13 protein-coding genes are annotated in these 14092 nt (G+C 40.7%); 7 read left to right on the top strand and 6 right to left on the bottom strand.

The annotated features are described in order from the left end of the window. Positions 1-71: 71 nt before the first annotated feature. The 6 genes from miaA to prmA form a co-directional block, all read right to left on the bottom strand. A complete protein-coding gene (miaA, locus tag IEY67_RS24040; RefSeq protein ID WP_183671769.1) occupies positions 72-992 on the bottom strand; it encodes a tRNA (adenosine(37)-N6)-dimethylallyltransferase MiaA in 921 nt (306 codons plus the stop codon). 105 nt (positions 993-1097) lie between these two features. After that, entirely contained in the window at positions 1098-2099 is a 1002-nt protein-coding gene (gene gap / locus IEY67_RS24035) for a type I glyceraldehyde-3-phosphate dehydrogenase (protein WP_183671768.1), read from the bottom strand. A 236-nt stretch (positions 2100-2335) separates the two neighbouring features. Then, entirely contained in the window at positions 2336-2722 is a 387-nt protein-coding gene (locus tag IEY67_RS24030) for a hypothetical protein (protein ID WP_183671767.1), read from the bottom strand. After that, positions 2667-3077, bottom strand: coding sequence for a phage holin family protein (locus IEY67_RS24025; RefSeq protein ID WP_122354083.1), 411 nt, complete (start codon positions 3075-3077; stop codon positions 2667-2669). Before IEY67_RS24025 ends, IEY67_RS24030 begins: the two co-directional genes overlap by 56 nt. A gap of 6 nt (positions 3078-3083) precedes the next feature. Continuing rightward, positions 3084-3305, bottom strand: coding sequence for a YtxH domain-containing protein (locus IEY67_RS24020; protein ID WP_007652933.1), 222 nt, complete (start codon positions 3303-3305; stop codon positions 3084-3086). A gap of 88 nt (positions 3306-3393) precedes the next feature. Next, a complete protein-coding gene (gene prmA, locus IEY67_RS24015; protein ID WP_183671766.1) occupies positions 3394-4245 on the bottom strand; it encodes a 50S ribosomal protein L11 methyltransferase in 852 nt (283 codons plus the stop codon). Between the two features lie 467 nt (positions 4246-4712). Between prmA and IEY67_RS24010 the strand changes: the two genes are divergently transcribed. The 7 genes from IEY67_RS24010 to IEY67_RS23980 all read left to right on the top strand — a co-directional run bounded on the left by IEY67_RS24010 (position 4713) and on the right by IEY67_RS23980 (position 14092). Next, positions 4713-5312: an RNA polymerase sigma-70 factor gene (locus IEY67_RS24010; protein WP_122354081.1), complete on the top strand. Its 600-nt coding sequence runs from the start codon at positions 4713-4715 to the stop codon at positions 5310-5312. A 65-nt stretch (positions 5313-5377) separates the two neighbouring features. After that, entirely contained in the window at positions 5378-5893 is a 516-nt protein-coding gene (locus tag IEY67_RS24005; protein ID WP_122354080.1) for a FecR family protein, read from the top strand. Then, positions 5853-6380, top strand: a complete 528-nt coding sequence (locus IEY67_RS24000) for a FecR family protein (RefSeq protein WP_221267813.1) — start codon at positions 5853-5855, stop codon at positions 6378-6380. Before IEY67_RS24005 ends, IEY67_RS24000 begins: the two co-directional genes overlap by 41 nt. Before the next feature lie 74 nt (positions 6381-6454). Continuing rightward, positions 6455-9967, top strand: a complete 3513-nt coding sequence (locus tag IEY67_RS23995; RefSeq protein WP_183671765.1) for a TonB-dependent receptor — start codon at positions 6455-6457, stop codon at positions 9965-9967. A 12-nt stretch (positions 9968-9979) separates the two neighbouring features. Further along, entirely contained in the window at positions 9980-11761 is a 1782-nt protein-coding gene (locus tag IEY67_RS23990; RefSeq protein WP_122354077.1) for a RagB/SusD family nutrient uptake outer membrane protein, read from the top strand. A gap of 83 nt (positions 11762-11844) precedes the next feature. Next, positions 11845-12735: a sugar phosphate isomerase/epimerase family protein gene (locus tag IEY67_RS23985; RefSeq protein WP_122354076.1), complete on the top strand. Its 891-nt coding sequence runs from the start codon at positions 11845-11847 to the stop codon at positions 12733-12735. A 100-nt stretch (positions 12736-12835) separates the two neighbouring features. Beyond that, positions 12836-14092 carry a Gfo/Idh/MocA family oxidoreductase gene (locus IEY67_RS23980; protein ID WP_122354075.1) on the top strand — a complete coding sequence of 419 codons (1257 nt, stop codon included), beginning with the start codon at positions 12836-12838 and terminating at the stop codon, positions 14090-14092.

Genomic DNA, 14092 nt, shown 5'->3' with positions numbered 1-14092 from the left:
CTGTAACTAAGTATGTCTTATTGATGACTGAGACTTATGCTCAGATAGGTTCAATTATTTCTAAAAAGGAATTATTCTTGTTTTAATAACTCCAATGTCCTTTCGATTTTCTCTTCTGTCGGCAGGATTGCATCAACCCAGTGGATGGTGCATCCCCGGCGTTCCATTCCCCGGAACCAGGTCATTTGCCGTTTGGCGAACTGGTGAATGGCTATCTCTAATTGAGAAACCATTTCTTCGTAAGAAAGTTCACCTATAATATATAATGTAAGGTATTTATATTCCAGACCGTAATAAATAAGGTCTTCCGGCTTGACACCCGAAGCAATGATACCTTTTACTTCATCCACCATGCCCTCGTCGAGGCGGGCACGCAGTCGCCTGGATATTTTCTCCCTCCGTAGCTCCCTGTCGATATCTATGCCGATGATCAGACTATCTATCGGATCATACTCGTTCGCATCCGGAGCCTGCGTTTTATAATATTCTTCAATCTCGATGGCACGGATCGCCCTCTGTGCCGAATCGACATCCGTCTTATTGTGCAACACCTTGTAAGTCGCCAGAATCTCTTCCAGTTCAACCAGCGATTTATTCTTCAACGATTCCCTTAACTCCGGATTCTGTGGAACATCCAGCAGTTTGTATCCTTTCAATACAGCTTCGATATACATCCCTGTGCCTCCGCAAAGGATCGGCAATTTCCCTTTTTCCTGTATCGCCCGGTAAGACCGGAAGAAATCATGCTGATATTCGAATACATTATATTTATATCCCGGATCACAGATGTCGATCAGGTGATAAGGAATCACTTTGCCGTTTACGGTATAATCAGCTAGGTCTTTACCCGTTCCGATATCCATGCCGCGATAGATCTGGCGGGAATCGGCACTGATAATCTCCGTATCCAGTCGGTCGGCCAATGCTGCTGCAAAAGGTGTTTTGCCGGAAGCCGTCGGTCCAAGTATCGTTATAAGTTGATATGTTCTCATAGGGTAGCAAAGATAGTGCAAACCGAGCGCAGAATAAAATGAAAGATAATAAAAAAAGCCGTCCCCTTTGCAGAGGACGGCTTCCATATACTGATTTGTATTTGATTACTTACCAGCGATAACGCGAGCCATTTCACAAACTTTGTTTGAATAACCCCATTCGTTGTCATACCAAGAAACGATCTTAGCGAAGTTATCATCCAAAGAGATACCTGCTTTAGCATCGAAGATAGAAGTGTTAGAGCAGCCACGGAAGTCAGTTGAAACAACTGCATCTTCTGTGTAACCCAGTACACCTTTCAATTCGCCTTCAGAAGCTTCCTTCATAGCAGCTTTGATGTCGTCCATTGAAGCAGCCTTTTCCAGAACTACTGTCAGGTCAACAACAGAAACGTCAGAAGTCGGAACACGGAAAGCCATACCAGTCAGTTTACCGTTCAATACCGGCAGAACTTTACCTACAGCCTTAGCAGCACCTGTAGAAGAAGGGATGATATTTTCAAGGATACCACGGCCACCTCTCCAGTCTTTCTTAGAAGGACCGTCTACTGTTTTCTGAGTAGCAGTAGCAGCGTGAACTGTAGTCATCAAACCTTTAACGATACCGAACTTGTCGTTCAATACTTTAGCGATAGGAGCCAAGCAGTTAGTAGTACAAGAAGCGTTAGAGATGATGTCCTGTCCTGCGTAAGTTTTGTCGTTAACGCCATAAACGAACATAGGAGTAGCGTCCTTAGAAGGAGCAGACATGATAACTTTCTTAGCACCAGCCTGGATATGTTTGCGAGCTGTTTCGTCTGTCAGGAAGAAACCAGTTGATTCAACTACAACGTCAGCACCAACTTCGTCCCATTTCAGGTTAGCAGGATCCATTTCTGCAGTCAAACGGATTTTGTTACCGTTTACTACCAGGTTGTTACCTTCTACAGCAACTGTACCATCGAAACGACCGTGTACTGAGTCATATTTCAGCATGTATGCCAAGTAATCAGCATCCAACAAGTCGTTGATACCTACGATCTGAATATCATTGCCGAAGTTCTTAACTGCAGCGCGGAACACCATACGTCCGATACGGCCGAAACCGTTAATACCTACTTTAATCATTGTAATAAAACTTTTATGGGTTTATTAAAAATATTACATAAAATCCAATTAACAGCCACAAGGAGTTGCGCATGAAGCCAATATCGTCAGCATTGCGGTGAATGCCATAAAGAGAATCAAATTACGTTTCATTTTTATCCTTGTTTTTAACGACTGCAAATTTAGTCCTATTTTTTTATTCTTCCTTTATAAAAAGGAGAAAAATATGTCCTCTAACATAAATTAAATGTTAGGAGTTATTTCTTTTTCTTAAACAGAAGATTCGTAAACCAGCTTTGTGCCTTTCGGATTCCCCATGTCAGCAAAAAAGGTCTGGCAACATCCCAGGCAACCGGGAGTAGTCCTTGTGCTATGCTCAGGTAATCCGAGAAACCCATCGGGGTAACCGGATGGTCGTTTGTCGCAGCAATTGCGTCGGAAGATTCTGTCTTTTTCGATTTAGTGTTTGGAAAGAGTAAGGTAGTAAAGCCGGAAATCAACAGACTGCCTGCATTTTCCTGAATATACGAAAAGTCGTCATTCAGTTTTTGTTCCTGTACGACACATTGCCTCCGGATCTGTTCTTTGTCAAAAATCAGCTTCTCCAGCGGTGTCAGCGGCTTGTTTTGTATCTGTTGTTGCATCGTCTTTTTCGTCGTTACCGTTTAATGCTGCAATCACAACGTTGAGAACGGTGTTGCAGATTCTTTGTTTGTTCATTATAATGAGTCCGATCAACAGGAGATATAATACCGCCACAACGGCGAACCCGGCTCCCGAAGAACCGAACATATCACCCAGAAAGAACCCTAACGCCAGGAATATGAACAGGATGGCAAAGAAAGCCAGAAACAATAAAATTAAGCCATACGAAAGAACCGCGATCAATTGCCCGCTTCTTTCGTATGTGCTTAACTTTAAAAGTTCAAGCTTTAATTCTACGTAAGTCGAAACATCTTCTTTCAGCTCACGAAAGATTTTTCCTGAATCTTTTTCCATAAATAATTATTCAGCTACGATTTCTTCTGTAGCCTTTACAACTTCAGTCTTACCTTCTTTGTACTTGGCGAGAGCGGAATTAAAGCCTTCTTTTACTTTTCCAACTACACCGTTCAATTCTTCCAGTAACTGTTCTCTCTTATCGGTAGCTGCCAAATATCCGACTGCTGCACCTACTGCAGCTCCAACTACCAAACCTAGTAATAATTTAGAATCTACATTTTTCATAACTCTTACATTTAAATGTGTCTACTAATGTAACGATTTTATGCGGATGATAGTTTACTTCTGCATTAACTTTTAATGTTAAATAAAGTTACTGCTTCTGTGTCTTGACGGCCACCCAGTTGTTTTTCTCTGTATGAGAAATGAAATTCAAGCCATTTCTTTTACATTCTTCTTCGATGGCAGGAATGTCTTGTGTGTAGAATCCGCTCATAAAAAGTAGTGCTCCTGGTTTCATGCAGCTGGTATAGTGACGGATATCATTCAAAAGTATATTGCGGTTTATGTTGGCAAATACAATATCGAACTGTCCGAAAGCCGGGATTTGTTCGGCTCCTCCCAGTACGACTTGTATATCTTCGGTATTGTTCAGGCGGATATTTTCCAGAGCATTGTTGTAGGCCCATTCATCGATGTCGATGCCCACTACTTTGTTGGCTTTCTTCATTTTAGCGAGAATTGCCAGGACAGCCGTTCCGCATCCCATATCCAGCAAATCTTTACCTTCCAGGTCGAGTTTGAGCATCTCGCTGATCATCAGGAAGGTCGTTTCATGGTTGCCTGTCCCGAATGCCATTTTGGGGTCTATAATAATATTATATGTATAACCCGGTTCCGGTTCATGGAAAGAGGCGCGAATGATGCATTCGTTTCCGATGCGGATGGGTTTGAAATAGTTCTTTTCCCATTCTTCGTTCCAGTCCTTGCTCTCGATAAACTGTTCGGAGTAATGGATTGTGACGTTTTCCAGTGGAAATTCTTTCAGTTTGTCGACTAATTTCTTTACATTATATAATTGATCGGAGATGTAAGCCTGAAGGCCGTCTTCGTTTTCGGTGAAACTTTCAAAACCTATTTCTCCCAGTTCGGATGCCAGTACATCGCTGATGATTGTTGCCTCGATAGGCGATTCGTATGTGAATTTCAGTTCGTAATAGTTCATATTTCTATTCTTTAGTCATTTGCAGGGACAAAGGTATCGAATATATTTAAATCGTGGTTGTCCGCCGGATCAATTCTGCTACAAGGTAAAGACTGTTTCCTGTTTGTCTATAAACTATTTTTTATCTTATGAAAAAGTATTTCCTGACATGTGAATAACTATCGGTTAGGTGTACAGGTTATCCTATATAAGGTGTACTACTTATCATGTATATGGTGTACATCTTATGTGCGATAAGTAGTACACTGTATTAATAGTTGCTAGTATATAAAGATTTAGATACTCTGCTATAGGCAAATACTTCTTTGTCGGATAACGAATAGTTGTTCCTGTGCCTGGTGAAGAAAGGTTTAATTTCTATTGTCTGTACCCCGTTTTTAGGGATAGATAGTCCGTATTGAATAAAAAATGTTTATTTTTGGGGACAAATTAAGATGGTTTAAGTAAAAATTGTCCTGGCATTATATATGTTTGATGTTTCTTCATTATATAAACTGAAAGAAGGGAACCGGAAGGCTTTTAATGATATGTTTCGTTATTATTATCCCCGGGTGATGGCCTATGTAGCTACTATCGTGGAGCAGGAGATGGCGGAAGATATAGTTCAGGATGTTTTTTTGAATGTGTGGGAAAACCGTAAAAAAATATATGTAGGAGAAGGATTCCATTCTTATTTGTTCCAATCGGCTTATACGCGTTGTGTCGATCATTATCGGAAAACACAGTCTGCCGGAAAATATTTGCTTCAGGCAGAAAAATCCGTATGGGAGGAGTATGCTGATTCATTGAGATCGGATGCGTCTGTTCTGGAGGAGATTTATTCAAAAGATTTTTATAAACTATTACATAATCTGCTGGGAGAATTACCTTCCCAACGCCGCGAAGTCTTCATTCTTACTTATATAGAAGGGCTTAAATCGAAAGAAGTGGCTGAGCGACTTCAAATGCCCCAACGTACGGTAGAAAGTCATATTTATTTGGCGATCAAGTTCCTGAAAGCACATATGTCTAAGCAGGATTTCTATTTGTTTTCTCTTCTGTTTCTTTTCCGGCAGGGAAATTTTTAAAAAAAAGATTCTTTTGCTCCGTAGTTTCTTTCTCTCATACGTTTTGCTGATATAAAGGATAAAAAATGGATTTCGATTACGGACTTTTGGCAAAATATCTGGCGGGCAATATCTCTTCCGACGAAATGCAGGAGATGTTGGCCTGGGGTAATTTATCTCCGGATAATAAAACAATATTGTCGGATGTGATGCGTCTGCGTGTGTCCTATCATTCGATGTATTATAAAAGTCCGGATCGTATTGAAGAGGCTTTGGGAAAGGTAAACGGTAAGATTGACCGATCGAATCGTTTTCAATTAATGCGTAACGTGTTGCAATATGCAGCTGTCTTTTTGGTGCTGGTGTCTTGCTTTTATGGAGGTTACGAGTATTTTCAGCCTGAAAAACAGATATGTATTGTAGTTAAGCCCGGCCAAGATGTGAAAAAAGTTATGCTTGCCGACGGAACTTGTGTCTGGTTGAAGGGCGGCTCGACATTGAAGTATCCGGTATCGTTCTCTGACGAGAATCGTCAGGTCTCCTTGCAAGGAGAAGCTTTCTTTGAAGTCTCAAAGAAAGCAGGAGCAGTTCTCGCTATTTAATGTTTTTACCGGATATGTGAATATCCAGGTAAAAGGTACTTCCTTTGATGTAAAGATCGATAATGAAAATAAGAAAGTTGAGACTGTTCTGGTCAGTGGTCAGATAGAACTGTTGGATATTAACCGGAATAAAGTATTGGATGTCTCTCCCGGAGAGAAAGTGACTTATAACCAAAACAAGAATGAATACACCTCGGAAGCTATAGATGTAAATATTTCGACAGCCTGGAGGTTAAGGCAGTTTGTGTTTGAAAATGCTACCCTGCGCGAAATAGTAAATAAACTATCCGTAAAATTTAATGTGAACATCAATATCGAGTCTTCGGCTCTTGCACGGCGTAAATTTCGCTGTGTGATCAATGAGGACGAAGGACTTGCCGATATCCTGAATCTGTTGGGATACCTCGCGCCGATCCATTATAAGGTGGAAGGAAAAGAAGTTTTTATATATGAACAACCCCAAAAAGCAATGCCTATGATAAAATGACCGAGAGTAGAAAAATGAACACACAACAAGAAATCTAACTGAAAAATTAGTACTAACATTATTAAATCACATGTATGATTAAAAAAGTTTCTATTGCGACATTAGCAATGTTTTTGACATCTGTATCGCCTGTAATGGCGGTAAACGGTTCGCAATCTTTGTATGTGAATCTGGAACTGACGCTGAATAGTACGACAGTCGGTGCAGTAATACAAAGTATAAGTGAACAGACTGGGTATGAATTTTCTTATGATGAATCTTTGTTAAATAAGAAAATCTCCAACGTATTTGTTAATTTAAAAAATGAACACATAGAAAAAGTGCTCAAAGAGGTTTTTAAAGATACCGGTATTTCTTACAAGATTGTGAATAACCGTGTGTTTTTGAAAGACAATAGTGTGAAAAGGAATGTTCGCACAGAACAGGTTGTAAATGAAGTGCAACAGAAGGAGAGGAGAATATCTGGTGTCATTGTCGATGAAGAAGGAGCATCGATCATTGGTGCAAACATTACTCTCGAGGGAAATAGCAGTGTTGGAACAGTAACAGATGCTAATGGGAGGTTTGTCTTAAGCAATATTCCTGCCGGGGCTACTTTACTTGTCTCCTATATAGGCTATTTAGAGCAGAGAATTCGGGTGGAAGATGGGAAGGTCTCTTATCAGGTCACATTACATGAAGATACCCAAAAGTTGGATGAAGTGATCGTTGTCGGATACGGTGTAGAGAAAAAAATAAATATGACCGGAGCTATCACTAATGTGAAGACAGAAGAGTTATCTACAATTTCAACGACCAATTTATCTAATACTTTAGCGGGTCGTGCACCGGGATTGACAATTGTCGGGAGTTCAGGTTTCATGGGAGCAAGTTCAGAAATCCGTATGCGTGGTGGGTTCGGTGATCCGTTATTTGTTATTGACGGAATTATCCGGGATAAAGCGGCATTCGATGCACTTGAGTCGAACGAGATCGATCAGTTGAGTTTTTTAAAAGATGCTGCAACAGCTTCTGTTTATGGATCGAAAGCGGGTAATGGAGTGGTCCTGGTGACAACTAAGTCGGGAGCGGATAGTATGGGGAAACCCAAATTTGAATATCAGGGATCATATACGTTTAATAAACCCACTCGTAAGTTATTTACAGATGAGATGAGTGCTTACAAAGAGTTGGTTTATCAGAATTTAGTTGCTGAAGCTAATGGACTGGCCAGACCTAATAATGACGAAGAGATGGAATATGCTAAGACGCATGATTATAATGTGAATGACCTGATTTGGCAAAATCCATGGAATACAAAGCATTCTATTAGTGCGACAGGTGGTACTGAAAAAGTTAAATACTACGTTTTAGGAAGTTTTATCAGAGAAGAAGGATCTTACAAGAATCTGGAAAATAATAAGTATTCGTTTCGATCTAATTTGACCGTAAATCTGAGTAAGTATATATCATTGAATGCAAATGTTTCCGGCTACCAGAAAGACGATAGACGATTCAATTGGTCTGGAAGTGGCGATGATAGTGAGGATATATTCGACTTTTATAGAACTACGTTTAATTGTTTGAGGACGGTTCCGTCTTATGCGTATCTGGATGGTACTCCGGCAAACGAAAAGACTGATTATCCTGTTTATCCGGATGTCAGTAATTTTAAAGGATGGAATGTTGCAGATGTGATATTGGGTGATCGTTATATCAAAACCCGCAGACGGAATGTAAATGGTATTTTATCATTAAACATTGACTTGAGTAAGCTTTTACCCGGATTATCAACAAAAGTAACTGGAAATTACATCATCAATGATTATGCTCGTAAGAAATATCTTACTCATCAGAAAGCCTACAATTTTCAATCGGCTGATCCTAATAACCGTTTTGTTCCGGGACCATTGGATTTGAATAAATATAATATCTTCACGTTTGGTTCCAATTATGAGAATCTGACTTATGGTTCCCGCCAATTCTGGAATGAACAGTTTGACTGGACGGTGAACTATAAAAATAAGTTTGGCAAGCATGAAGTAGGCGGAATGATCACTTTCGAACAGGCACAAAGTCAGGGTGAAGCCATCTATGCAACAGCGAATGATCCGCTGACGGCTTATGACCAATGGTTTGTGTTTTCGACCGATCCGGAAAGACGAACGGTTTCAGTAAATGAATCGGAGAATTTAGGCTCGCATTTGTCGTGGATCGGACGTGCTACATATAATTATGATTCCAAGTATATAGCAGAGTTTTCATTCCGTTATGATGGAAATAATAAATTTCCAAAAGAAAGCAGATGGGGCTTTTTCCCCTCGGCCTCACTTGGATGGCGTATCAGTAAAGAAGCCTTTATGGAGAGTGCTTCTAATTGGCTTGATGACTTAAAAATACGTGCTTCTTACGGTACTACCGGTAACGATTTGAATACATCGAATGCGTCGATCGGATATTTCCAGTATATAGAAAGATACACTTCCGGTAACAGTTATATGTTTGGCAATGGGTTAGCTAATGGTATTCAATCAGGCAGTATGCCGACTTATAATTTGACCTGGGCTACATCATCGACTGTCAATGGTGGTTTGGATTTTACATTTTTAGGTAATAAGTTAAGTGGTACTATCGATGGATTCTATAGAAAGGAAACTGATATTTTGGGTTCAAGAACTTCTTCTTTACCTAGTACCTATGGTGCATCGTTGGCTCCTGAAAACTATGCTGAACGTTCATGGAGAGGTGGAGAATTCACATTAAGTTGGAGAGATAAAGCTAAACACGGAATAAACTATTCTCTTTATATGAATATAGGCTATTCCAAAGATCGCTGGGATGTATTGGATGAATCGGTAATTTATATGACAGGTAATCTGAAAGACTTGTCTTTGGTTGGAATGTCGGCAGGACGTATCACGGGTTTGAAAGTGGATCATTTGTTAACAGATCAAGCAGAAGTGGATGAATTGATCGCTAAAGGATTTAAGCAGTATGGACGTGATCCGTATCTTGGCGGCCTTTTATTTCAGGATACTCGTGGTGATGGTTATGCTCCGGGACCGGATGGTAAAATTGATGGAAATGATGCGTATAACTTGTTGTCCACAAATGGGACTCCCCGTATTAACTATGGTTTCGGAGGTAGCTTCAGTTGGAAGGGGATTACTGTTGATATGCATTTTCAAGGTGTTGGTAACTATGATCGGTTAGTAGGATGTGAGGCAACCAAGGGTATGCCGCAGTATGGTGGTAACACACGTCCGTATTATCCTATCTGGACAAGTGAAAAATGCTGGAGTCCGGAGAATCCTGATGGTATTTATCCTCGTGTAATCGGTAAGAACCAGTATGAATCAGGTTATGGTGATACTGATTTTTGGATGCGAAATGGTGCGTATTTACGTTTGAAGAACCTTAACGTAGGATATGATTTGCCTAAGGTGGTTCTTCGTCCGTTGGGACTGACCCATGCCCAGGTATTTATGAACGCAACCAACTTATTCTCTATCTCTGCGATGAATGAGTTCATGGATCCTGAACAAAAATATTACGATTCATTCCCTTTGATGAGATCGTTTACATTTGGTCTTAACTTCTCATTTTAAAATTAAAAAAATATGAAACTGAATAAATTAAAACAATCATTGGTTGGTTTGGTAACTATATTGCTGGTCAATGGATGCAATAGTTTGGATATATCAAATTTGTGGAATTATGATGCGGACCTGGTTTGGAATGATGATAACCTGGCAACAGCGTATGTGACCGATCTCTATGGTGATATTTTCAGTGGATGGTCTACAAGTGCTGATAATACAGCAGAACAACAAACTGGTATTCCGTTTATGTTAAGTACTATAACGACATCGGGGAGTGGTTATAAACGATGGAATTATACCAATATCCGTAATATTAATTTAGGTATCGAATATCTTGCGGAGGGAGCTTGTTCCGAATCCGTTAAGAATAGTCTGACGGGTCAGATGCTATTTATGAGGGCCTATGAATATGGTGAAATGGTCGTTTATCATGGAGGTATGCCCTATATTACCAAAGCTCAGGATAAAGATAAAGACGACCTGTATGTAACTCGTAATTCTACAGCGGAATGCTTTGATTTGATAATAAAAGACCTGAATGATGCTATTGCATTGCTTCCGGCAAAAGCTACGGGTAATAATTATGGACGTATAGATCAGTGTTTTGCTAAAGCATATAAGGCAAAGATGTTGCTTTATAAAGCTTCTCCGCAGTTTAATCCGAGTAACATGTATGATAATAAATATTGGAGCGAAGCTTATACGGCAGCAAAGGAGGCATATGACTTCTGTATATCCCAAGGAATTAAATTGACTGCTAATTATGCTGATAACTGGTTAGTGGACGGTAATTCAGAGGTCGTTTTTCCTATTATATACAGCAATCCGGATAAGACTGCAGGATGGGAAAATACTATTCGTCCGTCTTCTTTGAGTCGTAGTAATGCCAGTAATACACCTACCTGGGACATGGTAAAAGCTTTTCCTATGATGGATGGAAAGAGGTTTGATGATCCGGACGGCAAGTATTATGTTGGTGAAGAATCCGAGTTTTTACAGAAATATTGGAAAAACCGTGATCCTAGATTTGAGGATTGTATCCTATATAATGCAGATTTGTATCCTGTATCAGGAACCGCTTCAGGATACCGCCAATACACTTCGGTGGGTATAGCGGTTAGAGAAGATTCCTATGGAATCAATCCGAATGTAGGTAGTACTGCCACACAAAATGATGCAATCAGTGGTATGTATGTGCGGAAAGGATCTGATCTGTCTTTAAGTCAAGATTTGGTATCGACCTATGACCATGATTATCCATTCATGAGATTAGCTGAAGTCATGTTTATCTATGCTGAAGCAGCCAATGAAACAGGTCACGAAGATACAGCCATAGATATGTTGAAGCAGATTCGTAAACGGGCTGGTATCGAAGCTGGGGAAAATGGATTGTATGGATTGAAAGTCAGCAGTCGTGAAGAGATTCGCCAGGCTATTCTTGATGAACGTAATGTAGAATTGTGCTTTGAAGGGCATCGTTTTATGGATCTGAGAAGAACTCGTAAAATGATGCAATTGAACGGACTGCAAAAATATGGAATCGAAGCTATCGCTATCAATGAGGATGGTACTGAAATGGATATTGCTGAAGCTACCCAAAAAGCCAAGACGTATTCATTGGTTCCTGATAATTTTAAATATATACTTAGAATGGTACCGATCAGTGCCATTGCCGAAAATAAATTTTTGATTCAGGAATCTTATTATTTCTTTCCGATCCAGGAAAGTAAAATATTAGAAAATCCGAATCTGGAACAAAATAATAACTGGGGTGGCACATTCAATCCTACTATGGAATAATTGAACGGATAATTTTGAGACGGAAGGTTTATTTTTAAACTTTCCGTCTTAACTTTGTACTGACTAAAATAAATTTCTACATTATGAAAGTAAAGCATTGTTTGGTGGCAGCAGCCTTGTTGTTTGCCTTTACAACGGCACACGCCGCTGATAAAATCACGATCGGTGTCATCCAGTATGATCTGACTGATATCGATAAAAGTTTCAAAGATCTGCATGATCAGGGATTCGGGTCCTGCGAAATCAGTTACAGGAAAAATACGTTGACGAAAGATTTTGCTGAAAAGGTAAAAGAGGCTTCGAAGAAATATGATATCAAAGTGACTACTTTGGTTGGTGTGCCCGGTAGTAAAAGTACCTGGAACTTCCGGAAGGGACCGGCAACGATCGGACTGGTGCCTACAGACGAACGGGCAGAAAAGATCAAAGTGTACCATGAAATGATCGACTTTTGTGCGATGGCTGATATTCCGGCAATGCACTCCCATTTCGGATTTATTCCGGAAGATCCTTCTTCCGAACAATATAAAGATTTTGTCAAGGTAATGCAGGACCTGGCGAATTATGCGAAAGAACGCAATGTCCTGATCTATTTTGAAACAGGGCAGGAGACACCGACAACATTGATCCGTGCCATAAAAGATATAGGAACCGGAAATGTGTTCATCAATTGTGACCTGGCAAACCTGCTGATGTACGGAAAGGCTAACTCTTTGGATGCCGTGAAACAGTTCGGACCTCTTATCAAAGAGTTTCATGCTAAAGACGGAAAATATCCGGACCCCGATAACCCTTATGAATTGGGAGCGGAAGTACCTATCCCAACCGGAGATGTTAATTTTCCAGCAGTTATTGCCGAATTGAAGAAACAGGGTTTTCAGGGAGCTGTCACCATCGAGTGTGAGTTGAACGGTTCCCAACATGATTATGTCATAAAAACTCGTAAATATTTGCAAGAGTTATTGGATAAATAATATCTTTGTGAGACGTTAGAGGGAGATTTTGCTTTCTAACGTCTTTTTTAATACGGAAAAAATTACAATTGCTAATCAATATTATACATTAATTTGTACTATGAGAACAAACAGAAGGGACTTCCTTAAAACCCTTGGGGGAATTGCGGCCTTTACGATTGTGCCGCGTCACGTGCTTGGAAATGGCTTTATCGCTCCAAGCGACCAGTTGACAAAAGGTATTATTGGTACAGGCGGAATGGGACGTGGTCATGTGAACTATGCCGGAACACGTCTGGTTGCCGTTTGTGATGTCGACAAGAAACATCTTGAACTGGGGAAACAATTGGTGAAGGATAAGATCGCTGCTTATCATGATTTCCGTGATCTGATACTCGACCCTAACGTTGATATCGTGCATATTGCGACGCCTCCCCACTGGCATGGTATTATGTCGGTAGAAGCTGCCAAAGCAGGAAAAGATATCTGGTGTGAAAAACCGATGACACGTACGATCGGTGAAGGTAAACGTGTGATGGAAGCGGTAAAACAGAACGGACGCATGTTTCGTCTGAATACCTGGTTCCGTTTCGCTGACCCCTTCTACGGACTGGGTACTCCCGTTAAACCGTTGAAGAAACTGGTTCAGAGTGGTCTGCTTGGCTGGCCGTTGAAAGTAACGATCAGTAAACATACCGGTTTCGACTGGAAATTCTACTGGGTAGGTAAAGAATATCTCGAACCGCAAACAGTTCCTTCCGAACTGGATTACGATATGTGGTTAGGCCCGGCTCCTTATAAACCTTATAATGCACACCGTGTTCACCAGACATTCCGCGGATACTGGGATTATGACGGTGGCGGACTAGGTGATATGGGACAACATTATATCGACCCTGTACAGTATTTCCTCGGAAAAGATAACACAAGCCCCGTGAAGGTGGAAGTGGATGCTCCTCAACAACATCCGGATGCCGTAGGAACATGGCGTTCTATTACTTATACATACGACGACGGTTGCCAGATCGTTCTTTGGGGTGGCGACTTCGGCGATCCTAATACGCCGTATATCTCCGGTCCGAACGGTAACGTTTATAAGAATTTTGTATGTGATATCCCTGATTGGGAAAAGAAACTGGCCGATTTCCCGGAACCTGAACCACAGGTGACCGACTTTATCGAGTGTGTAAAGACACGCCAGCCTTTTGCCTTGAATGAACGGAACGGATTCCGCTCGTCTACGATCGTGAATATGGGTGCTACCGCACTTCGTCTGAATCGTACGTTGGAATTCGATCCGGTGAAACTTGAATTTGTGAACGATGAGGCCGCTAACCGTCTGCTCGACCAGCCGATGCGTGCGCCATGGAACATTTAA

It is taken from the genome of Parabacteroides faecis, from assembly GCF_014647375.1.
GTDB lineage: Bacteria > Bacteroidota > Bacteroidia > Bacteroidales > Tannerellaceae > Parabacteroides > Parabacteroides faecis.
The sequence above is the reverse complement of the archived record's forward strand: the minus strand, read 5'-3'. Positions and strand labels throughout refer to the sequence as shown.